This window comes from Flavobacterium sp. NPDC079362 (assembly GCF_050267765.1).
Classification (GTDB): Bacteria; Bacteroidota; Bacteroidia; order Flavobacteriales; family Flavobacteriaceae; genus Flavobacterium; species Flavobacterium azizsancarii.
Genome location: NZ_JBNNFM010000017.1, coordinates 26,332 through 50,487 on the forward strand (window position 1 = coordinate 26,332; position 24,156 = coordinate 50,487).

Annotated in this window: 13 protein-coding genes; 10 read left to right on the plus strand and 3 right to left on the minus strand. The window is 33.9% G+C overall.

Features of this window, described 5'->3' with window-relative positions:
• Nucleotides 1-335: 335 nt before the first annotated feature.
• The 10 genes from ACQKCJ_RS14980 (at nucleotide 336) to secDF (ending at nucleotide 20,773) form a co-directional block, all read left to right on the plus strand.
• Nucleotides 336-3,350 carry a tetratricopeptide repeat protein gene (locus ACQKCJ_RS14980; protein WP_427402317.1) on the plus strand — a complete coding sequence of 1,005 codons (3,015 nt, stop codon included), beginning with the start codon at nucleotides 336-338 and terminating at the stop codon, nucleotides 3,348-3,350.
• Between the two features lie 172 nt (nucleotides 3,351-3,522).
• The gene (locus tag ACQKCJ_RS14985; protein WP_427402318.1) at nucleotides 3,523-4,386 is read left to right on the plus strand and encodes a PhzF family phenazine biosynthesis protein; all 864 of its coding nucleotides are present in this window, start codon (nucleotides 3,523-3,525) and stop codon (nucleotides 4,384-4,386) included.
• A gap of 120 nt (nucleotides 4,387-4,506) precedes the next feature.
• Nucleotides 4,507-6,261: a TonB-dependent receptor gene (locus tag ACQKCJ_RS14990; protein ID WP_427402319.1), complete on the plus strand. Its 1,755-nt coding sequence runs from the start codon at nucleotides 4,507-4,509 to the stop codon at nucleotides 6,259-6,261.
• Between the two features lie 193 nt (nucleotides 6,262-6,454).
• On the plus strand, nucleotides 6,455-6,904 hold the full coding sequence (locus ACQKCJ_RS14995; protein WP_427402320.1) for a hypothetical protein: 450 nt from the start codon (nucleotides 6,455-6,457) through the stop codon (nucleotides 6,902-6,904).
• 807 nt (nucleotides 6,905-7,711) lie between these two features.
• Nucleotides 7,712-9,388, plus strand: coding sequence for an asparagine synthase B (asnB, locus tag ACQKCJ_RS15000; protein WP_271335807.1), 1,677 nt, complete (start codon nucleotides 7,712-7,714; stop codon nucleotides 9,386-9,388).
• Between the two features lie 320 nt (nucleotides 9,389-9,708).
• Nucleotides 9,709-11,325: an asparagine synthase B gene (gene asnB, locus ACQKCJ_RS15005; RefSeq protein ID WP_427402321.1), complete on the plus strand. Its 1,617-nt coding sequence runs from the start codon at nucleotides 9,709-9,711 to the stop codon at nucleotides 11,323-11,325.
• A gap of 204 nt (nucleotides 11,326-11,529) precedes the next feature.
• Complete coding sequence (locus tag ACQKCJ_RS15010; RefSeq protein WP_427402322.1) at nucleotides 11,530-14,265, plus strand: M16 family metallopeptidase; 2,736 nt, start codon at nucleotides 11,530-11,532, stop codon at nucleotides 14,263-14,265.
• A gap of 323 nt (nucleotides 14,266-14,588) precedes the next feature.
• Nucleotides 14,589-16,532, plus strand: coding sequence for a DNA topoisomerase (ATP-hydrolyzing) subunit B (gene gyrB, locus ACQKCJ_RS15015; RefSeq protein ID WP_271335810.1), 1,944 nt, complete (start codon nucleotides 14,589-14,591; stop codon nucleotides 16,530-16,532).
• A 105-nt stretch (nucleotides 16,533-16,637) separates the two neighbouring features.
• Entirely contained in the window at nucleotides 16,638-17,573 is a 936-nt protein-coding gene (gene mdh, locus ACQKCJ_RS15020) for a malate dehydrogenase (RefSeq protein ID WP_271335811.1), read from the plus strand.
• A 227-nt stretch (nucleotides 17,574-17,800) separates the two neighbouring features.
• On the plus strand, nucleotides 17,801-20,773 hold the full coding sequence (gene secDF, locus ACQKCJ_RS15025) for a protein translocase subunit SecDF (protein WP_427402323.1): 2,973 nt from the start codon (nucleotides 17,801-17,803) through the stop codon (nucleotides 20,771-20,773).
• A gap of 590 nt (nucleotides 20,774-21,363) precedes the next feature.
• Here secDF and lgt read toward each other — a convergent pair.
• From lgt to cysS, 3 genes are all read right to left on the minus strand, one after another.
• Nucleotides 21,364-22,296, minus strand: coding sequence for a prolipoprotein diacylglyceryl transferase (lgt, locus tag ACQKCJ_RS15030; protein ID WP_427402324.1), 933 nt, complete (start codon nucleotides 22,294-22,296; stop codon nucleotides 21,364-21,366).
• Nucleotides 22,297-22,361: 65 nt separating this feature from the next.
• Nucleotides 22,362-22,601 carry a membrane protein insertion efficiency factor YidD gene (gene yidD, locus ACQKCJ_RS15035; RefSeq protein WP_068843653.1) on the minus strand — a complete coding sequence of 80 codons (240 nt, stop codon included), beginning with the start codon at nucleotides 22,599-22,601 and terminating at the stop codon, nucleotides 22,362-22,364.
• Nucleotides 22,602-22,622: 21 nt separating this feature from the next.
• Nucleotides 22,623-24,101 (minus strand): cysteine--tRNA ligase, encoded by a 1,479-nt coding sequence (gene cysS / locus ACQKCJ_RS15040; RefSeq protein ID WP_427402325.1) that lies wholly within the window; start codon nucleotides 24,099-24,101, stop codon nucleotides 22,623-22,625.
• Between the last annotated feature and the right edge of the window lie 55 nt (nucleotides 24,102-24,156).

Sequence of the window (24,156 nt, forward strand, 5' to 3'; positions counted from 1 at the left end):
AATTGATTTGATTGGTAAAAGTAATAAGATAACGCTTGTATTCAAAATAAATTTGAATCATTTCTTATAAAATATCGAAATGAATTTTAAACCATATAAGTGATATAAGTTCATTTTAGATACGTAATGCTGAAAAAATTCTTTCTACCAACGTATATGATTTACTATCGAAAAGAAGTCCGTAAAACTCCTAACTTATAATTACTTATATGTCTTATATGGTTTGAACTTAATTTATAAATAAGCATTGTTAAATATTTGTTCATAATAAAAGCTTGAAACGTTTCGTTATAAACGGTATAAAATGATACATTTGAATACTAAATATAATTAAAATGCGTAAACTTTCCTGGTTCTTTTTATTACCAATTATCCTTATTTCGACCATAGTTTCGGCACAAAAATCGGCTATTTATACTTATGATTTAAAGGATTTTGACAAAGCACTGGCTTTATATAATGACAAACAATATGCATCGGCCCAACTTATCTTTGAGTATGTAAAAAACAATGCCACGACAGAAGAAGTTCAGTCTGATTGTGCATATTACATCGCCAATTGCGCCATTAGAACCAATAAAGCAAATGCTGATGCTCTGATGGAAAAATTTGTTACCGATTATCCAACAAGTACCAAGCAAAATCAGGCGTATATCGAGGTTGCTCAATATTTCTTCGAGCAGGGAAACTATCCTAAAGCGTTGCAATGGTTTGATAAAGTAGACGAAAGTTACATGAGCAAATCCGAATCGGATAAATTTAATTTCCAGAAAGGTTACAGTTATTTCAATGCTAAAAAGAAAAAAGAAGCTACAACCTACTTTAACAAAGTCGTAAACTCTGCTGAATTTGGTTCTCAGGCCAAATATTACTTAGGTTTCATGGCTTATGAAGGTGATGATTATAAAGAAGCAACCAAATATTTTGATGAAGTTTCAGGCGAAGAAAAGTACAAAGAAAAGCTTTCGTACTATCAGGCTGACATGAATTTCAAGTTGGGAAATTTCCAGAAAGCAATCGATTTGGGGCAGAAAGCAATGAGCAAATCCAATGCACTTGAAAAATCTGAACTGAATAAAATTATAGGAGAAAGTTATTTCAATCTAAAGCAATATGACAAAGCGATTCCATTTTTAGAGCAATATGCAGGTAAAAAAGGGAAGTGGAGCAATACTGATTTTTACCAGTTAGGATATGCGTATTATGAGCAGAAAGAGTATGAAAAAGCGATTTCTCAATTCAATAAAATTATCGAAGGAAAAGATTTCGTAGCTCAAAACGCTTATTACCATTTAGGTTTAAGTTATTTAAATACGGGTAAAAAGCAAGAAGCATTAAATGCTTTTAAAAATGCTTCTGAAATGGATTTTAATGCACAAATTCAGGAAGATGCAGCTTTAAATTATGCTAAAGTAAGTTATGATATCGGAAATGCTTATCAAACTGTTCCGGGAATTTTACTTGATTTTCTAAAAAAATACCCAAACAATTCAAGCAGATCTGAAGTAGAGAAATTATTAGTAGATTCTTATATTTCGACTAAAAATTACAAAGAAGCTTTAGTTTTATTAGAGAAAAACAGATCGGCAGAGAATAAAACTGCCTATCAAAAAGTACTTTTCTACAGAGGTATAGAATTGTATAACGAATCAGAATATCAGGAAGCAGGAAAAATGTTCAAAAGCGCAATCAGCGAACAAAAAACACCTGAGTTTACGGCACGTGCCACTTTCTGGAAAGCAGAAACAGAATATGTTACCGGTGATTTTCAGAATGCATTATTGAGTTACAAACAATTTGCAGGCCAGGCTGCATCAAAAAGTACAGCTGAGTATAAAAACATCAATTATAATATTGGATATACTTATTTTAAACTAAAAGAATACGATCAGGCAGGAAATTCGTTTCAGGCACAAATCGACAATTCTAAAGAAGATAAAGTTCGTTTGAATGATTCATATTTACGTTTAGGAGATTGTCGTTTTGTAACGTCAAAATACACGGCAGCAAATGAAGCTTACGCAAAAGCAATTGAAGCAAGAGGTGTTGATGCTGATTATGCTCAGTTTCAAAAAGCGATGTCGTACGGTTTTATGTCTAAAAATGATAAGAAAATCGGCGAGTTGAATAATTTTCTTCAGATGTATAAAAAATCAGAATATCGTGATGATGCTTTATATGAATTAGGAAATAGTTATGTGGCAGAAAAAAAGAATGATCTTGCCCTAAAAACCTATGATCAGTTAATTTCTGAATATAAAAACGCTGCCTTTACTTCAAAATCAATTCTCAAACAAGGTTTGATTTATTACAACTCAGATCGTGAGGACCAGGCTTTGGTAAAATTCAAAAAAGTAGCCGCAGAATTCCCAAAAACACCGGAAGCTCTGGAAGCAGTTTCGACAGCCAGATTAATTTATGTAGACTCAGGAAAAGTAGATGAATATGCAACATGGGTTCGTACTCTGGACTTTGTTGCCGTTACAGATGCAGAACTGGATAATGATACTTATGATGCTGCTTTTAAACAATACAGCCAAAATAACAGCAAACAGGCGATTACTGGTTTTGTGGGTTATATCACTAAATTTTCAACAGGGTTACATTCACTGGAAGCTAATTATTATTTGGCACAATTGTATTACACAGAAGGTTCAGAAACAAAATCAGTTGCCAATTATCAATATGTAATTGATCAGCCAAGAAACGAATTTACAGAGAAATCGTTAACTAAATTAGCGCAGATTTTCCTGAAAGCAAAAGATTGTGATAAATCAATTCCGGTTTTAGTAAGATTAGAAAATGAATCTGATTCCTCTCAAAACAAAAGCTTTGCACAAGCAAACCTGATGAAATGTTATTATGATAAAAAAGATTATGACAATGCAGTTGTGTATGCTGACAAAGTATCGCAAAATATAAAAGCTGATGCAAATGTAAAAGCCGATGCTCAGATTATTGTAGCACGCGCGGCAATGCAAACTGGTGATGAAGACAAAGCAAAAGCTGCTTATGCTAAATTATCAGCAACATCAAAAGGAGAATTAGCGGCAGAAGCATTGTTTTATGACGCTTATTTTAAAACGAAAGAAGGCAAGTTTGACGCTTCGAATGTTTCAGTTCAGAAATTAGCAAAAAACTATTCAGCTTATAAATATTACGGAGCGAAGAGTTTGGTTTTAATGGCTAAAAACTTCTACGGATTAAAAGACAGTTATCAGGCAACTTACATTTTAGATAACGTAATAAACAATTTTACCGATTATCCTGATGTTGTCGAAGACGCTAAAAAAGAATTGGCAGCGATTAAAGCAGAAGAAGCTAAAACGAATTCGTCGATTAATAAGTAAGAATTATAGAGAATAGAATAAAGAGCAAAGAATAAAGAATAAAGAGAATAGAATAAAGAAAATAGTATAAAGAGAATAGAATAAAGAAAATAGAACAAAGAAAATAGATATAAGAGCAAAGATTGGAAAGTCTATTCTCTATATTCTATTCTCTTAAAATCTTTTAAGAAAAATGAGTTTACCCTTTTATATAGTTGATGTTTTTGCTGATAAAAAATATGCCGGAAATCAATTGGCGGTTTTTATGGATGCGGAAAAATTAAGTGCTGAAGAAATGCAGCAAATTGCTCGCGAGATTAACTTCGCCGAGAGCACTTTTATCACCAAACTTGATAAAGAAAATAATAAAGCCGAGATAAAAATATTTACCCCATCTCAGGAGATGCAATTTGCGGGACATCCGATAATTGGGACTTCATGGGTTTTGATGAATAAAGTATTTAATAATTCGCCGGAGAATATAAAATTAAATGTTCCAATTGGGCCAATTGCAATTCATCAGTCTGAAGGTTTGATTTGGTTAAAAGCAGCACAGCCAAAATTTTGGGATGTTTTTTCGAAAGAAGATATTACAGTGTTTAGTAATCTGGAAAACCATGATTTTGAAAATCAATTTCCTATTCAGGAAGTAACCACCGGAAGTGCTTTTGTAATGGTTGGATTAAGCAGTAAAAGAGCGTTGGAAAATTTGGTTTTAGACAAAGATAAAACACAAAAATGGCTTAAAAATAATTGCAAAACAGCTCATCAGGCTTTATATTTTTATTATTTAGAAGGTTTTAAATTGTTTAGCAGAATGTTGTGTATTGAACATAATCAATTGATCGAAGATGCTGCAACAGGAAGCGCGAGTACATGCTTGCAGGCTTTTTTGTTAAAATATCATAAACCTGAATTTGAATTGATTAATTATCAGGGAGATTATATCGGTCGTCCCTCTCAGATTTATTTTAAAGGAAGTTTAAACGACAACGAGTTTGATATTCAAATAGGAGGAAAGGCTCAATTTGTTGCAAAAGGTGAATGGGAAGCTTAGGAATAAAGAGAATAGAATATAGATTTTAGAATAAAGAACAAAGAGTTTGAGTAGAATAAAGAGGATTTAGCATAGTCTATTTTCTATATTCTTTTCTCTATACTCTTAAAAAGAAGAAATATGAAAATTAATTGCCATAATAAAATCATCATTTTACTAGTATTGTTTGTTGTTCAGGTTTCGTTTTCTCAGATTAAAAAAGAGGAAACTATAGGTACAGAAACGGTAAATGTGGTAAAGCCTTATTCGCCAACAATTTCGGATGCTTTTAAGATAAAAGAAACTCCGTCACTTGACGATACAGGAAATCAGCCTAAAGAAACTATAAAATATAGTATTCTGTCAGTTCCTGTAGCTTCTACATTTACGCCTTCAAAAGGAAAAGCAGAAGGTGTTGAGAAATCAAAAAGAGAAAAACTATTTAATAATTATGCGACTTTGGGAGTTGGTAATTATGGGACTTTAAATGCTGAATTGTTCGTAAATCAGGATTTGGGAAATAATGATTACGTAGCAGGAATGTTTCGTCACCATTCGTCTCAGGGCGGAATTAAAGGTGTAGACCTTAATGATGAGTTTTATGATACAGCATTAAATGTAGGTTACGGCGTAAACAATCGTGACATGTCGTGGAATGTTGATTTAGGATACCAAAATCAATTGTACAACTGGTATGGTTTACCGGCTGAATTTGGTTCGACTTTGGCGGGACAAACCCGTAATGATTTAATTAGAGGAATCAACCCGAATCATTCTTATAACACTATTTCATTAGGAGGAAATGTCGAATTTAATGAAGGGATTTTTAGTAAAATATCAACTAAATTTACGCATTTTTCAGATAGTTTTTCTTCTTCAGAGAATCGCTTTTATGTAAAGCCTTCTTTCAAAGTAGAAGTTATGGATCAATCGATCAACACCAATATTATTGTAGATCACGTAAGCGGATCTTTCGAACATAATTATGCGCGTGACAATACACAACCTCTAAAATACAGTTTGACGAATTTTGGTATTGAACCAAGTTTTGTTATTCTTGAAAACGACTGGACATTAGAATTAGGAGCAGGATTGTTCTATGGTTTAGATTCTGAAAACAGTGGAAATAAGTTTTATATCTATCCAAAAGTAAATGCGTCGTATAAATTAGTTGGTGATTTGATGATTTTTTACACAGGAGTAAATGGAGGTTTAGAACAAAATTCTTATGCTGATTTTGTAAACGATAATCCGTTTTTATCGCCAACATTAAATATGAAACCTACGAATAATCAATATACTGTTTTTGCAGGTTTAAAAGGTAAATTAGCAAACAATATCAATTATAGCCTTACGGGATCTTATCTGAATGAAAAAGATAAAGCACTATACAAAGGGAATGATTATACAGAGGATTTCTCGAATCAAAATTATGCTTTTGGGAACTCATTTGGAGTAGTTTATGACGACGTTAGAACATTTCGTTTTTATGGGGAATTAAAAGCTGATTTTTCAAGAAATGTATCTTTTGGAATCAACGGAACTTTTAATAGTTACAAATACGACGGAATTGAAGCTTGGAATTTACCGTCGATGAAAATAAGCTCGAATCTTGATGTAAACATTACAAAACAATGGTACGCTGGTTTGAATGTTTTCTTTGTAGGAGAGCGTAAAGACATGCAATCGAATCTTGATTTAGGAACTGATCCGGTTATTACAACTCTTAAAAGTTATTTTGATGCCAATGCACATTTAGGATACAAATACAACGAACGTTTGACTTGTTTCTTAAAATTGAATAATATAGGAAACCAAGCGTACGAAAAATGGCTGAATTATCCTGTACAAGGATTTCAGGTGTTAGTAGGAGCAAATTATAAATTTGATTTTTAAGGTTTCCTAACCGCAAAGACCGCAAGGAATTTTATCTCACATTATGTTGAGAAAATGTAAAGTTCGCAAAGCTGATTCAATATCAGACTTTGCGAACTTTGTTTTTATAATTAGTGAAAATTTGTGTAATTCGTGGCGAAAAAAATTGCGACCTTTGCGTAAAACCTAGCGCTCTTTGCGGTTAAACTACAATATGGAATTCAAACAAAAAATACATTCACATTACCTGCAAATGGTTCAGGACCGCATAGATGTTTTCAGAGATATGATTTCGGCTTTGACTGAAGATTCTAAAAACGATGCCAAAGGTTCTGCCGGTGACAAACACGAAACGGCTTTGTCGATGATGCATATCGAGCAGGAAAAACTCACCAATAAACTAAAAGAAGCGATAACCCAAAAAGCGATTTTAGATAAAATTGATGCGTCAAAAACTACTGAAAATATTATTTTGGGCAGCTTGGTAAAAGCCAACGGAATTTATTTGTATGTAATCGTGGCACTTCCTAAAATTGCAATTGACGAAATCAATGTTATTGCACTTTCTCCTCAATCTCCCCTTGGATCTCATTTAATGGGGAATAAAGTGGGGTTTAAATTTGAAATCAATAAGACGCATTATACGATTGAGAGTGTTTTGTAAGGTTTGATTTTTTGTGTAGTCCCTACGGGACAATTTTATTCCCGCGTTTATTTTTTCTACCGACATTTTTTCTCTACAATATATACTCCTTTAGGAGTTAAATATCGGTAGAAAAAAGAATGATCACATGATGAAATTGTCCCGTAGGGACTACACAGGATTATAAATAAAGAGATTCCACACAATCTTTTCGAAATGAAATACTAACCGAAAACATTCTTATGGAAATGACTGGCCTAGCCCCGATAAGTGGAAATCCTTTTGTGGCATCCCGATAGCTATCGGGAGCTACAAAAGATTGCAACGGATTGCTTCGCCAGTTCGTACTTTCAGGCTCGGGTGCGGGATTAGCTCCTGAAAAAAAGATTAGGTATTATTATAGAAATCGGGTTGACAAGAAAAATCGAAGAAAGTTCTGTTTCGCTAATCTTTGTCGAGTTTCTAGTGTGATCTTTTCTTCGTCAAGATGACAAACTAAAAACTCTTGACTTAGTTAAATTAGACGAAAACAATAATTACCAATCCACTTTTCTTCTTCTCTTTAGGAATCTTTCAGTGATTTTCGAATATCATGAAATTTAATTCAAATATCTCTTTAAAACCTTGTGTTTTGTGTCTTGTTTAAGATTGAAATTGAAATTTTCAAGTTCAGGCCTTTTTTTACTGTTAAAATTTTACATTTTATATGTAAATATCAGTTTTTGGTTTTAAATTATAACTGAAATAAACTTTTATGTTTTTCAATTGTAACCAATACCGCATCTTTGCCTTGTCAAAATAAAAATTTACAAATAAAAATATATAGTTATGTGTGGAATCGTATGTGCCTTTGATCTAAAACAAAAAGCCGAAACATTAAGACCTCAAGTATTAGAAATGTCTAAAATCATTCGTCACCGCGGACCGGACTGGAGCGGAATTTACAGCAATGATAAAGCAATTCTTTCACACGAGCGTTTGGCAATTGTAGATCCAGCTTCAGGAAAACAACCTTTATTTACAGAAGATAAAAAATTGGTTTTGGCTGCAAATGGTGAGATTTACAACCACAGAGAATTACGTAAACAATTTGAAGGAAAATATAACTTTCAGACAGAAAGTGACTGTGAAGTTATTTTAGCACTTTACAAAGAAAAAGGACCACACTTTGTAGACGAAATGAACGGAATTTTCGGATTCGCTATTTATGATGTTGAGAAAGATGAGTATTTTATTGCTCGTGATCACATGGGTATTATTCCGCTGTATATTGGTTGGGATCAGCACGGAACTTTTTATGTAGCTTCAGAATTGAAAGCATTAGAAGGATATTGCACAAAAATTGAGTTATTTCCTCCGGGACATTATATGACAAGTAAAGACGGTGAATTTGTACAATGGTACAAAAGAGACTGGGTAGATTATGATGCTGTAAAAGACAACGAAACAAGTATTCCTGCAATTAAAGAAGCACTTGAAGCGGCGGTTCACAGACAATTAATGAGTGATGTTCCTTACGGAGTTTTACTTTCAGGAGGTTTAGATTCGTCTATTACTTCGGCTGTAGCCAAAAAATTTGCACAAAAACGTATTGAGTCAGATGATACTACAGATGCGTGGTATCCTCAATTGCACTCTTTCTCAGTAGGATTAGATGGTTCTCCTGATTTAGCAGCAGCTCAAATTGTAGCAAAACATATCGGAACAATTCACCACGAAATCAAATTTACAATTCAGGAAGGTTTAGATGCAGTTCGTGATGTAATTTATAACCTGGAAACGTATGATGTAACTACGGTTAGAGCATCAACTCCAATGTGGTTAATGGCGAGAGTTATTAAATCAATGGGAATCAAAATGGTATTATCAGGTGAAGGTGCAGATGAGTTGTTTGGAGGTTACTTATATTTCCACAAAGCGCCAAATGCAAGAGAATTTCACGAAGAAAACGTTCGTAAATTAGGCAAACTGCACATGTACGATTGTTTGCGTGCGAACAAAAGTTTGGCAGCATGGGGAATCGAAGGGCGTGTTCCGTTTTTAGACAAAGAATTTATGGATGTTGCGATGCGCATCAACCCACAAGATAAAATGATCAACAAAGAGCACCCAATGGAAAAATGGGTAGTTCGTAAAGCTTTTGAAGATATGTTGCCGGAAAGTGTAGCATGGAGACAAAAAGAGCAATTTTCTGATGGAGTAGGATACAGTTGGATTGATACTTTGAAAGAAGTGGTAGCCAAAGAAGTTTCAGATGAGCAATTGGCAAATGCAAGATTCAAATTCCCTTTGCAAACACCAACTTCTAAAGAAGAATATTACTATCGTTCGATCTTTGCAGAACATTTTCCTAGTGATGCTGCAGCTTTATGTGTGCCTCAGGAAGCAAGTGTTGCTTGTAGTACAAAAATTGCACTGGAGTGGGATGAAGCTTTCAAAAACATGAACGATCCTTCAGGACGAGCAGTGGCAAGTGTACATGATGACGCTTACGCGCAAGCATAAACAGGAATTATTAGAATTAGTATATATTATTTTTCCGAAAGACGTTCTCAGTATTGAGGACGTTTTTCTTGTCTAATAATGTTAAAAACTATTATTTCAGATACTTAAAATTTTTTTTTCAGCAATTGTTTAAGTTTCTTTTTTATATTTGGCATTCGCTGAAATAAAACAAATCACCTGTATTGTAGCTATATAATTACAGGAAATAGATTATTTGGTATTAGTTTGGGCTGAAAATTAGAAGATTATAAAGGAAATTATTCCCGGCTTACTTTGTTTTGATGTGAGCGAAAATTAAAATAAATAAAAAATAGAATAGTATGTCTGGATTATTGGCCGTTATTGGTAAAGGAAAAGACCCGCAACTCGTAAAAGAGCTTTCTAAAAGAATGTCGCATCGTGGTCCTGATGAACGTGATTTGCATATTATGGAGAATGGCAGTATTATTTGTCATGAAAGCCTGTCGATTATCGATTTAAAATCGGGTAAACAGCCAATTCAGGGAACTAATAAAGCCTGGATGGTGCATGATGGAGAAATCTATAATTATCAGGAATTAAAAGATACAGTATTAAAAAATCATACGTTTAGAGCAAAATCAGATTCAGAGGTAATTGTGCATCTGTATGAAGAATTTGGATACAAGTTTTGTAATATGCTTGATGGCGATTTTGCTTTTGTCATCATAGATGGTGATAATTATATTGCCGCCAGAGATGCAGTTGGTGTTAAACCATTATATTACGGATTGGATGAAAGAGGAAGAATCTATTTTTCGTCAGAAATGAAATCAATTGCAGATCAGTGCAAATCGTTTTCAACTTTTCCTCCCGGACATTATTACACAGGAAAAACAGGTTTCGTAAAATATTATAATCCTGATTATGAAGATCATTCGAATGCTAATCAGGCATTAGATCTTGATCTGGTTCGTGAATCGTTAATACAGGCAACTCGTAAACGCTTAATGAGCGAAGTGCCGGTAGGTGTTTTACTTTCAGGAGGATTAGACTCCTCATTAACATCAGCAATTGCAGCGCGATTGTTGAAGGAAAGCGGAGAAAAACTACATTCTTTCTCTATTGGTTTAGATACTGATTCTCCTGACAATAGTGCAGCAAGAAAAGCAGCTGAATTTTTAGGAACAGAACATCATGAAATACATTTTACGGTAGAAGAAGGTGTTGCTATTTTAGAAAAAGTGATTTATCATATCGAAACTTATGATATCATTTCGGTAAGATCTGGCGTACCAATGTATTTGTTATCAAAAGCAGTAGCTGATCAGGGAATTAAAGTAATTCTTTCAGGAGAAGGAGCTGATGAAGTTTTTGGAGGTCATTTGTATTTTAGAAATGCGCCATCTACAGAAGAATTTCAGGATGAAACAATCGAAAGAGTTCAGAAATTGTTTACCGCAGATTTATTACGTGCTGATAAAACAACAATGGCACACGGACTAGAGGCTAGAATTCCATTTTTGGACAAAGATTTTTTAGATGTTTCAATTCGAATTAAAACAGAAGAAAAACAACCAAAGACATATGATGGTATTGAAAAATATATTTTAAGAAAAGCATTTGATACCCCCGAAAACCCATATTTGCCAACTGAAATTTTATGGAGACAAAAAGAACAGTTTTCTGATGGAGTGGGATATAAATGGGTTGACGAATTAATTGAATATTGTGCTACCCAGGTTTCTGATGAACAATTAGCCGGAGCAAGTGCTGAATTTCCATACAATTCACCAACAACAAAAGAAGCTTATCTATACAGATCTATTTTTCATAAATTCTATCCACAGGTTAGTGCTGCACAAACGGTTCGAAAATGGATTCCGAAATGGCAGGAAAATCAGGATCCGAGCGGAAGAGCAAATGCTGCACACGTAAAAGCAGATATTGAAATTTCTAAAGCGGGAGTTGTAGCGTAAATTTTTAAAAAGAGAAAAAAATAATTTCCAATTTGGAGAATAAATACTTAAAATCCGAAGCAGCATGAGATATGTTGTTTCGGATTTTTTTATGTCTCATTTTTAGAATTTTGTCCCAAAACTCAGGGATAAAAATTAGAATTTGATGTTCAGAAAAATACTATATTTGATTGCCAAAGAATAAATTAATTTTAAATGTAATCTATGAGAAACTTATTATTAAGTAGTATTTTATGCTGTTCGCTTATTTCATTGAGTTCGGTTTATGCACAAAAAAAGATTGAAACTCCTAAATACATTAAAAATGTAGAAGGTGTAAAAGAGTATTCATTGAATAACGGATTAAAAGTACTGTTGATTCCGGATGCTTCTCAAAGCAATATGATTGTAAATATTGTTTATAATGTAGGTTCCAGAAATGAAGGTTACGGAGAAAAAGGTATGGCGCATTTACTGGAGCACATGCTTTTTAAGAGCACTAAAAATTTAGGTGACATCAAAAAAATGCTTTCTGATAAAGGAGGAAATGCAAACGGAACTACTTGGTTAGATCGCACTAATTACTACGAAATTTTTCCTTCTAATGATGAGAATTTAAAGTGGAGTATAGAAATGGAGGCAGACAGAATGGTTAATTCGACCATTTTGCAAACGGATCTTAGTAAGGAATTTTCAGTAGTAAGAAATGAGTTTGAAATAGGAGAAAACAATCCCGATGGGGTTTTGCAGGAAAGAATACTTTCTGCGGCTTATTTATGGCACAATTACGGCAGAAGTACTATTGGAAGTAAAGAAGATATTGAACGCGTAAAAGCGAATAGACTTAGGGTTTTTTATGAAAAATATTATCAGCCGGATAATTCAACTTTAATAATTGCCGGTAAGTTTGATGAGAAAAAAGCATTACAATATGTAGGGCAATATTTTGGTGCGATTCCAAGACCTAAAAGAGTTTTAGATAAAACTTATACTATAGAACCAGCTCAGGATGGCGAAAAATATGTAGAGCTTAAAAGAGCAGGAGACAGCAAAAATATCGGAGCTTTATATCATACTGCAGCTTATGTAGATAAAGATTATGCTGCAATCGACGCATTAGGAGAGATTTTAACGGCTGATCCATCAGGTTACTTGTATAAAACATTGGTCGAAACACAAAAAGTATCCAGTATTTATTTTTGGCAGCCCATTACAAGAGATGCCAGCTTTTTATATTTTGGGGTAGCAGTTCCAAATGATAAAGATATTAAGGCAACAAAGGAAATTGTAAGAGACGAACTGGATAAAATAGGTTCAACAAAATACACAGATGAAGATGTAAGCAGAGCGAAAGCTAAAATTATTACACAAATCGAAAGTGTAAAAAACAATACCATTTCGTTTGCAATAAATCTTACTGAAGTTATTGGAGCAGGAGATTACAGATTAGGATTTTTGTACAGGGATGCTGTCGAGAACTTAACAAAAGAAGATATACAAAGAGTGGCCGAGAAATATTTTAGAAGTAACAATAGAACAGTTGGAGTATTTATTCCGTCAAAAGACGAACAAAGAGTAAAACCTGCTGAATATACAGACGAACAATTAGTTGCTTTTACAAAAGATTACAAAGGAAAAGCTTTAGAAAAAGAAACAGCTGCATTTGAAGCTTCGATTAAAAATTTGAAACAAAATTTAGTTGAAGGAAAACTAAGTAATGGTGCAAAATACGGATTGATTAAAAAAGAAATTAAAGGAGGAAAAGTTCAGGCTAATTTTAAATTTCCGGTAAGCAATCAAAAAGATTTAGCAGGTAAAACTGATGCCGGTGGTATTCTGGCCCAATTACTGAAAACAGGAACTAAAAGCAAAACCAAAGAGCAAATTCAGGATAGACTGGATCAGTTAAAATCAAGTATCAATTTTAATTTTACAAGACAAACCCTGTCCATGAATATTAGTACTTATAAAGAGAATTTTAAGGAGGTAATGGAGATTTTGGGAGATTTACTGGTTAATTCTACTTTTCCGGAAAATGAACTAACAAAAACAATCAGTGATTATAATACTTATTTAGAATCGAACTTAAATGATCCCCAGTCAGTCGCGTTTACAGAGATTTCAAGACAAACGACAAAATACCCTAAAGAAAGTATTTTTTATACCTTGACAATTCAAGAACAGATCGATGCTTTTAAAAAGATCAAACAATCTGAAATAGTTGATTTTTACACCAATATTTTAGGAGGAAATAATGGGGTAGGAAGTATTGTAGGAGAACTTGATGCTAAATCAACAGCAGAGATTTTAGAAAATACGTTTGGAAAATGGAATTCTAAATCGAAATATGAACTTGCTTTACCTACTTATTTTGAAACAGCGAAACTGGACAAGGATGTAATTACTCCTGATAAAGAAAATGCTGTTGCCATAGGAAGAATAAATTTTAAAATGGACAGAAACAACCCTGATTATCCTGCCTTTATTATGGCAAATGAGATACTGGGAAGCGGAGGGTTTTTGAGTGCCAGAATTCCTATGAGATTAAGAGAAAAAGAAGGAATAAGTTATGGAGCAGGCTCTTTTATTGATGTACCATTGATAAGTGATGTGGCTTCATGGAGTTATTATGCGTTTTTAAATCCAACAAAAAAGAATGCCGTTGAAACCGCGACGAAAGAAGAAATTGCAAAAGCATTAAAAGATGGATTTACAGCAGATGAATTAAAATCAAATTTGGTTAGCTGGCAAAATGAGAGAAAAACCAGACTGGGAGTTGATGATACCTTAATGAGTTTGACAAACACTTATCTTCAATATGGTATTCCTCTGGAAGATTATGATGCTCTGGATACTAAAGTAAAAGCCTTAAAAGTAGAAGAGGTAAATGCGGTTTTGAAAAAGTATTTGAGCCTGGATAAAATGACCTCGATTTATGTTGGAGATTTTAATAAGAAATAGTAAAAAAGAAAAATTCCAATTTTCTTAAATTCCAAATCTTAAATCCGAAATGACATTAAAATTGTTGTTTCGGATTTTTTATTTCATCCTGCTCTCAAGATTATAATAGATGTTGTTATTTGATTTTTTTGTGTTATTCCTATATTTGGAATTTGGAATTTATGAAGTTTGGAATTTAAAGTTGGCTTTTGGAGTTTATTTTTGGTTTTTAAGACAATTGTGTTAATAACTTAAGTGCTTTAAACAGTATTTTAACGGATATATAATTTGCGTTTTTATATATTTGCGTGTTAGACAATAATTACATTTTTAGAATAAATTATATGAGCGAAGAAATCAAGAAGAACAATTATTCAGCAGATAGTATTCAGGCATTAGAAGGTATGGAGCACGTAAGAATGCGTCCATCGATGTATATTGGAGATGTGGGTGTTCGAGGACTGCATCATTTGGTTTATGAAGTTGTAGATAACTCTATTGATGAGGCCATGGGAGGGCATTGTGATACTATTGGTGTTGCAATAAACGAAGATGGATCTGTAAGCGTCGAAGATAATGGTCGTGGAATCCCGGTAGACATACATAAAAAAGAAGGAGTTTCTGCACTAGAAGTTGTTATGACTAAAATTGGTGCCGGAGGTAAATTTGATAAGGATTCTTATAAAGTTTCCGGAGGTTTGCACGGTGTTGGAGTTTCGGTAGTAAATGCTTTGTCAAATCACTTGCGTGCAACTGTTCACAGTAGTGACGGAAAAGTGTACGAGCAAGAATATGAAAAAGGAAAAGCGCTTTATCCGGTAAAACAAATTGGAGAAACTACAAAAAGAGGAACTATTGTAACTTTTTATCCTGACGAAACAATTTTTACGCAAACTACAGAGTTCTCTTATGATACTCTATCAGCTCGTATGCGTGAGCTTTCTTTCCTGAATAAAGGAATTACAATCACATTTACGGACAAAAGAGAAGTCGATGAAAAAGGCGAATTTAAAGTAGAAGTTTTTCATTCAGATGAAGGTCTTAAAGAATATATTCGTTATTTAGATGGTAACCGTGAGCCAATTATCTCTCACGTAATCAGCATGGACCACGAAAAAGGTGAGATTCCGGTTGAGGTTGCCTTAATTTATAATACAAGTTATACAGAGAATATTTTTTCTTATGTAAATAATATCAACACGCACGAAGGAGGAACACATTTACAAGGTTTTAGAAGTGGTTTAACAAGAACCCTTAAAAAATATGCAGATGCTTCCGGGATGCTGGACAAGTTGAAATTCGAAATTTCGGGAGATGACTTCCGTGAAGGATTAACGGCTATTATTTCGGTAAAAGTACAAGAACCTCAGTTCGAAGGTCAGACCAAAACAAAACTAGGAAACAGAGAAGTAGTTTCTCCGGTTTCTCAGGCAGTTGGAGAAATGTTAGAAAACTATTTGGAAGAAAATCCAAATGATGCCCGTATCATTATCCAAAAAGTAATTTTGGCTGCACAAGCCCGTCATGCTGCTAAAAAGGCACGTGAAATGGTACAGCGTAAAACCGTTATGGGTGGCGGTGGATTACCTGGAAAACTTTCAGATTGTTCTGAGCAGGATCCTGCAAGATGTGAAGTTTACCTTGTCGAGGGAGATTCGGCTGGTGGAACAGCAAAACAAGGTCGTGATCGTGCATTTCAGGCGATTTTACCATTACGTGGTAAGATTTTGAATGTCGAAAAAGCGATGCACCATAAAGTATTCGAAAACGAAGAGATTCGTAACATCTTTACCGCTTTAGGAGTTACCGTAGGTACTGCAGAAGATAGTAAAGCATTAAACCTTGAAAAACTAAGATACCATAAGGTAATCATCATGTGTGATGCCGATGTCGATGGTAGTCACATTTCTACCTTAATATTAACATTCTTCTTCCGTTTTATGAAAGAATTGATCGAAGAAGGTCACGTTTATATCGCAGCACCACCTTTATATTTAGTTAAAAAAGGAAACAAAAAAGAATACGCATGGAATGATGTTCAGCGCGATCAGGCAAACGAAAGAATGGGAGGCAGTGCCGGAATTCAGCGTTATAAAGGTCTTGGAGAGATGAACGCAGAGCAATTGTGGGAAACTACAATGGATCCGAGCTTTAGAACTTTACGTCAGGTAACTATTGATAGTCTGGCTGAAGCTGATAGAGTTTTCTCAATGTTAATGGGAGATGAAGTTCCGCCACGTAGAGAATTTATCGAGAAAAATGCAGTCTACGCTAATATCGATGCATAATAATATTTAGTCATCAATTCGTTTAATTGTTTAAATTTACTTAAACGATTAAACGAATTGTTTATTTATCAAATAAATTAATTAATAACCGATAAAGTATAAAATATGAAAGTTACCATTGTAGGAGCAGGAAATGTTGGAGCTACATGTGCAGATGTTATTTCTTATAGAGGAATTGCAAGCGAAGTAGTGTTGTTGGATATTAAAGAAGGTTTTGCCGAAGGGAAAGCGTTGGATATTATGCAATGTGCGACAAATACAGGTTTTAATACCAAAGTGTCTGGCGTGACTAACGATTATTCTAAAACTGCCGGAAGTGATGTAGTAGTAATTACATCAGGAATTCCAAGAAAACCAGGAATGACTCGTGAGGAATTAATTGGCATAAATGCAGGAATTGTGAAAACAGTTGCTGAAAATGTTCTAAAACATTCCCCAAATACTATAATAGTTGTAGTTTCAAATCCAATGGATACTATGACTTATTTAGCTTTAAAAGCTACCGGAGTACCAAAAAACAGAATTATAGGTATGGGTGGAGCGTTAGATAGTTCTCGTTTCAGAACGTATCTTTCTTTGGCTCTTGATAAGCCTGCAAATGATATCTCAGCAATGGTTATTGGTGGTCACGGTGATACGACTATGATTCCTTTAACTCGTTTGGCTTCTTATAACGGAATTCCGGTAACAGAATTTCTTTCAGAAGAGGTATTGCAAAAAGTAGCTGCTGATACAATGGTTGGCGGAGCTACTCTTACAGGTCTTTTAGGAACATCAGCATGGTATGCGCCAGGAGCTTCTGTTGCGTATCTTGTCGACAGTATTTTAAACGATCAGAAGAAAATGATTGCTTGTTCTGTTTTTGTCGAAGGAGAATACGGGCAAAATGACATATGTATTGGAGTTCCATGTATAATTGGAAAGAATGGAGTTGAAGAAATTTTAGACATCAAATTAAATGACCACGAAAAAGCTTTGTTTGCAAAAAGTGCAGATGCAGTTAGAGGTATGAATGATGCTCTAAAATCGATTTTAGTATAACGATTTTCGTAAAAAAGGGAAAAGACTGCACTTTTGCAGTCTTTTTTTTAAGATTAATTAATAAATAAATTGGTTAATCTTTTCGTTAATTATATATTTGCTCGGTTTAAAAAAAATGTGGTAATTCGTGATCTCGATTTTTTAGTTTTAAAAATTCATGTCAGGGCTTATTTTATGGGACTTTAAAACAAAAACAAACTATAAAACATAATTAATTTTTAGTAATAATGCAGAATAAAGGACTTATTAAATTTTTCGCAATTCTATTTGCATTGGTAAGTATTTACCAACTCTCGTTCACTTTTGTGGCAAATAATGTCAAAAGTGAGGCTAAGGCTTTTGCAGGAGATAATCCTGATAAAGAGCTAAAATATTTAGACTCTATTGGTAAAGAAAAAGTATTTAATCTTGGTTTTTCAGATTTTACTTACAATGAAGTAAAAAATAAACAACTAAACAAAGGTCTTGACTTAGAAGGAGGAATCAACGTTATTCTTCAAATTTCTATTAAGGATGTTTTGAAAGGATTAGCTAATAATTCTAAAAATCCGGTATTTAATAAATCATTAGCCGATGCGTCTGCAAATTTAGAAGGAAATAAAACCTATTTAAGTAAGTTTTTTGAAGCTTTTGAAGCGAATTCAAAAGGAACTGTAAAATTAGCTTCACCTGATATTTTTGCAAACAGAAGTTTGCAGGGAGAAGGTGGAATCGATTTTCAAATGTCTGATTCGCAAGTTCAAAAAGTAATTAAAAGAAAAGTTGATGAGTCTGTTGAAAGTGCTTTTAAAGTATTAAGAGAGCGTATCGACAAATTTGGTGTTACACAGCCAAACATCCAGAAATTAGGAGAAACAGGAAGAATTTTAGTAGAGCTTCCAGGTGCTAAGGATGTAGATAGAATTAAAAAACTATTAGGTGGTAAAGCTCAATTAGAGTTTTGGGAAACTTATAAAATTGAAGAAATTGGAAACTTTTTAGTAGCTGCTAACGAAGCGCTAAAAAAGACTGAAATTAAAAAAATTGAAACTAAAGTTGTTGCTAAAGATTCATTGAATGCTTTATTAACAGATGCTAAAGATTCAGTTGATACTAAAAAAGGAAACAACCCATTATTTGACAAAATGTTAGGTCAGGGTGGTGGACCAATTTTAGGTTATTTCGCTCCAAAAGATACTGCTGTAGTAAACGGGTATTTAAAAAGATCAGATATCAGAGTTTTATTAGGAGCTGACCAACACTATGCAAAATTTGTATGGAGTAAGCCAACTACTATAAATGATGCTAAAGGAAAAAGTATTGAAGCTGTTGAATTATATGCATTAAAAGGAAACAGAGATAACGTTCCTGCGATGAGCGGTGGTGTTGTTACTGATGCAAAAGATACTTTTGACCAATTAGGAAAACCAGCTGTTTCTATGCAAATGAACAGTCAGGGAGCTAAAGTTTGGGAAGAATTAACAGGTAGAGCTTTTTCTCAAAAAAGTTATATTGCTATTGTTTTAGATGATATTGTTTATTCTGCTCCAGGTGTAACTAGTGGACCAATTGCAGGAGGAAGATCTGAAATTACAGGTTCTTTTGATGTTGCTGAAACTAAAGATTTAGCTAACATATTAAATGCAGGTAAATTACCGGCTTCTGCAGATATCGTTCAATCAACTGTTGTAGGACCATCTCTAGGTCAGGCTGCAATTGATGCTGGAACAGTTTCATCTGTATTAGGATTTTTATTAGTTTGTTTATGGATGGTATTCTATTATGGTAAAGCAGGTTGGTACGCTAATCTTGCATTATTATTAAACTTACTTTTCTTATTCGGAATTATGGCAAGTTTTGGTTTTGTACTTACATTACCAGGTATTGCAGGTATCGTACTTACATTAGGTACTGCGGTAGATGCGAATATTATTATATTTGAAAGAGCAAAAGAAGAATTGCGTGAAGGTAAATCTTTATCTGAAGCAGTTGCTGAATCTTACGGATGGCACGGAGCAATGCGTTCTATTATTGATGCGAACGTAACGCACGTTTTAACTGGAGCAATCTTGTTTATTTTTGGAACAGGACCAATTAAAGGTTTTGCATTAACTTTACTTATTGGTATCGTAACTTCAATGTTTACATCAATTTTTATCGCTAGAATCTTTATCGACAGAAATATTGCTGGAAAAGGAGATTTAACTTTCTCTACAAAAATTACTAAAAACTGGTTTACTAATTTCCACTTTGACTTTATTAAAATCAAAAAATTCACTTACATCTTCTCTTCAATTGTAGTTGTGGTAAGTTTAACTTCTATTTTCTTCGTTAACGGATTAGATGAAGGTGTTGATTTTGTTGGAGGAAGAACTTTCCAGGTGAAATTTGAAAAACCGGTAGATGCTACTGTAGTTTCAGATGAGTTATCTGCGGCTTTTGGAACTCCTGTTGAAGCTAAAATTTTAGGTGATGATGATCAATTAAAAATCACTACAAAATATAAGATTAAAGAAGATGGTGTTGCTATCGACGAAGAAGTGAATCAAAAGTTATACAATGCATTGCAAAAGTATTACCCAAACACTTCTTACGATAAATTCATCAACTCGTTTGATGGTAAAAAAATCGGTGTTTTGCAAGCGTCTAAAGTTGGAGCTTCTATCTCTGAGGATATCAAAACAAACTCTTACTGGGCGGTTCTTGGTGCAATGGCAGCTATTTTCTTATACTTAATGGTTTCTTTCCGTAAATGGCAATATTCATTAGGTGCGATCGCAGCTGTAGCGCATGACGTTATCTTTGTATTAGGAATTTACTCTTTATGTTATAAATTCATGCCTTTCCACATGGAAATGGATCAGCACTTTATCGCTGCGATTCTTACCGTTATTGGTTATTCTATGAATGATACTGTAATTGTATTTGACAGGGTTAGAGAGTTTATCATCGGAAACCGTAAAGGTAGTTTTGAAGATATTGTAAACGCTTCTATTAATACTACTTTATCAAGAACGTTGAATACTTCATTAATGATGATCATTGTATTATTGACAATGTTTATCTTTGGTGGTGAGTCTATCAGAGGATTTATCTTCGCAATGTTGATTGGTATTGTTGTAGGAACTTATTCTTCATTATTTATCGCTACACCAGTATTGGTAGACACGATTTCAGGTGATGAAAAACATACAATCGAAGACAAGCATAATAAGGTTTAATTAAAATCTTAGTTTATATGAAAAGATCCGGCGTAAGCCGGATCTTTTTTTTTGTGCTTTGTTATCGCATTATATTTTTTATTCGATGAAAGTTACAGTTCTGTGTATGTGTATGTTTCTCTGTATTGATTTATGGTAATGTTGATTGTGAAAAGTTTGTATGCAGTCTTACTAAAACGTCTTTTGCAAACAGAAAGTTCTGGTTTAGCCCCGATGGAAACCTACCGTCTGGACACAAATATTATTAATCAATTTTGAACACGAATTTGCACAAATTTTAATAGGTTAATTTAGTTTGTGAAATTAATTCCACAAACTAAATTAGTGTCAATTAGTGAAATTCGTGTTTGTTTTGTACTTGTGTCCACACGGTAGGATGGAAACGATATCCTTTTTCCTGCTTCTTTAGGAGGGAAAAGATATAGTGTACAGCGGGAGTGAAAGTTGTTTTGACAAGGATAATCTCTGCTTCTTAAAATAATGAAATTCTTATCGTAACTGCTGGAAAAATAAGACTGAAATATTTGTTTTTGTGCAAAAAAAAAGCCCGATACAAAAATCGGGCTTATCACAATATTGAGGTTTAAATTTTAAGATGCTGCTAAAGGATTTCTTTGTGCTCTGATGATAAAGAAAAGCCCGATAATGATAAAAGGTATGCTTAGCCATTGTCCTGTTGAGAAAATGCCTAATTCGTTCTCGAAACCGCCTTGGCTTTCTTTTACAAACTCTACGATAAAACGTACTACAAATAAAAGAACTAAAAACAATCCGAATAATAATCCTGATTTAAGTCTTGCATTTGTTTTCCAGTACAAGAAATACAGAATAGCAAAAACAAAGATATAAGCGATACCTTCGTATAATTGTGTGGGATGTTTTATAGGAACCTGAGCTAATAAATCAGCGAACTTAGGGTCTGTTGCAATTGCTGTATAAGCCGCTTTTGGATCTGCAATACCTGTTGCGTTTACAGCTTCGGATTTGCTGAATTGATCGTGTAAAAAACGAATTCCAAATGCAGAATCAGTTTCTTTTCCAATGATTTCAGAATTAAAAAAGTTTCCCAGACGAACAAAGATAGCACCACTTGCAACTGGAATTACTACACGGTCTAAAATCCATAATAACGGACGTTTTAAGATTTTTTTGCTGTAATAGTACATTGCAATGATAATGGCGATTGCCGCACCATGACTTGCTAATCCCTGAAAACCTGTGAATTCAAATTTTGGTTCGAATCTAAAAGGTAAAAATATTTCAAGTAAGTGATTTCTAAAATATTCCCAGTCATAAAACAATACATGTCCTAAACGAGCACCTATTAAAGTAGCTAATACAGTCCAGATAAATAAAGAGTCTAATTTGTCGATAGATTCATTTTCGCGTTCGAAAATCTTTTTCATTAGGAACCAGCCTAAGCCAAAAGCAATTACGAACATTAAACTGTAGTAACGAATCATAAAAAATCCTAAGTCGATTCCTTCTGAAGGATTCCAAATGATATTTAAGGAGTGTGTCATATATTAAATTGTTTTTGTGTCTTGTAAAAATAAATATTAAAAACAGAGTTCCTCTTTATAAAAAGTTAATGTTTGTGTGAACATTTCTTCTCAGGAACAGGATCGTAGCCAGTTCTTCCCCAGGGATGACAACTCAAAATTCGTTTCATTCCCAGATAGCCGCCATAAAATAATCCGTGTGTTTGCAAGGCTTGAATCATATAAGTCGAGCATGTAGGTTCGAATCTGCAGCTTGCCGGTGTAAAAGGTGAAATTGCAGTTTGATAAAAGCGTACTAATAAAACAAATGGAGTGATTACTTTCATGATTTATTAGAAAATAAATAGTTATATAGAAAAACTTGTACCTTCTTTACCATCTTTCAGCTGAATACCTAAAGTAATCAACTGATCACGAATCTGATCAGAAAGGGCAAAGTTTTTGTCTGCTCTTGCCTGATTTCTCATTCCGATAAGCATATTGACAACGCCTTCTAATTTATCATTATTGGCATCGGCAGCTTTCTCATCGCTTAAGCCTAAAACATCAAAAACAAAAGCATTCATTGCGGTTGTAAATGAAGTTAAATCTTCAGTAGAGATAGTTTCTTTACCTTCTTTTAATAAATTGATATAACGAACAGCTTCGAACAATTGTGCGATTAAAATAGGAGTATTAAAATCGTCGTTCATTGCATCGTAACATAATTGTTTCCAGGAAGCAATATCTATAGAACTCGTTGCGCTTGCTGAAATAGCAGGCAATGCGTCAACAGCTTCCATTAATCTTTTATATCCTTTTTCGGCAGCAACAATTGCATCATCAGAAAAATCTAAAATACTTCTGTAATGTGCCTGTAACATGAAGAAACGAGTTACCGATGCTGAGAATGCTTTGCTTAAAATGTTGTTATTTCCGCTTAAAATTTCGCCTGGTAAAATGTTATTTCCAGTCGATTTAGCCATTTTCTTTCCGTTCAGAGTCAGCATATTGGCATGCATCCAGTAATTTACCGGAGACTGACCTGTACAAGCTTCGTTCTGAGCGATTTCGCATTCATGGTGAGGAAATTTTAAATCCATTCCACCTCCGTGAATGTCAAAGTGATTCCCAAGATATTTGGTACTCATAGCAGTACATTCAAGATGCCAGCCCGGGAAACCATCACTCCATGGCGAAGGCCATCTCATGATATGCTCTGGTTCTGCCTTTTTCCAAAGTGCAAAATCCTGTGGGTTTCTTTTGTCAGATTGTCCATCAAGATCACGGGTATTCGTTAGCATATCTTCGATATTTCTACCGCTTAATATTCCGTAATTATTTGTTTCATTATATTTTACAACATCAAAATAAACAGACCCGTTGGCTTCGTAACCAATTCCGGTAGCGATAATTTTTTTGATGATTTCGATCTGCTCAATAATATGTCCAGTCGCTGTTGGTTCGATGCTTGGCGGCAAAAAGTTAAAAGATTTCAGGATATCATGAAAATCTACCGTATAGCGCTGTACAACCTCCATAGGTTCAAGTTGCTCTAAACGCGCTTTTTTAGCGATCTTATCTTCACCTTCATCTACATCATCTACAATATGTCCAACATCAGTAATATTTCGAACATAACGAACTTTGTAATCAAGATGTGAAAAATACCTGAATATCACGTCAAAAGACATAAAAGTCCTCACATTTCCTAAGTGCACATTGCTATAAACTGTAGGTCCGCAAACATACATTCCAACATTTCCTTCATGAATAGGATTGAAATTTTCTTTTTCACCTGAAAGTGAATTGTATATTTTTAGATGTTGACTTGTGTATAGTGGCATATTTACTTTATCGTTTGTTGTTTATGGTTTGTTGTTTATGGTTTGTTGTTTTTAG

Excerpts from the sequence above, each read along its gene's own strand:
- gyrB (WP_271335810.1), top strand. The coding sequence starts at position 14,589 with ATGAGCGAAGAAATCAAGAAGAACAATTATTCAGCAGATAGTATTCAG.
- ACQKCJ_RS14995 (WP_427402320.1), top strand. The coding sequence starts at position 6,455 with ATGGAATTCAAACAAAAAATACATTCACATTACCTGCAAATGGTTCAG.
- asnB (WP_427402321.1), top strand. The coding sequence starts at position 9,709 with ATGTCTGGATTATTGGCCGTTATTGGTAAAGGAAAAGACCCGCAACTC.
- asnB (WP_271335807.1), top strand. The coding sequence starts at position 7,712 with ATGTGTGGAATCGTATGTGCCTTTGATCTAAAACAAAAAGCCGAAACA.
- yidD (WP_068843653.1), bottom strand. The coding sequence starts at position 22,601 with ATGAAAGTAATCACTCCATTTGTTTTATTAGTACGCTTTTATCAAACT.
- ACQKCJ_RS15010 (WP_427402322.1), top strand. The coding sequence starts at position 11,530 with ATGAGAAACTTATTATTAAGTAGTATTTTATGCTGTTCGCTTATTTCA.
- cysS (WP_427402325.1), bottom strand. The coding sequence starts at position 24,101 with ATGCCACTATACACAAGTCAACATCTAAAAATATACAATTCACTTTCA.
- ACQKCJ_RS14980 (WP_427402317.1), top strand. The coding sequence starts at position 336 with ATGCGTAAACTTTCCTGGTTCTTTTTATTACCAATTATCCTTATTTCG.
- secDF (WP_427402323.1), top strand. The coding sequence starts at position 17,801 with ATGCAGAATAAAGGACTTATTAAATTTTTCGCAATTCTATTTGCATTG.
- mdh (WP_271335811.1), top strand. The coding sequence starts at position 16,638 with ATGAAAGTTACCATTGTAGGAGCAGGAAATGTTGGAGCTACATGTGCA.
- ACQKCJ_RS14990 (WP_427402319.1), top strand. The coding sequence starts at position 4,507 with ATGAAAATTAATTGCCATAATAAAATCATCATTTTACTAGTATTGTTT.
- lgt (WP_427402324.1), bottom strand. The coding sequence starts at position 22,296 with ATGACACACTCCTTAAATATCATTTGGAATCCTTCAGAAGGAATCGAC.
- ACQKCJ_RS14985 (WP_427402318.1), top strand. The coding sequence starts at position 3,523 with ATGAGTTTACCCTTTTATATAGTTGATGTTTTTGCTGATAAAAAATAT.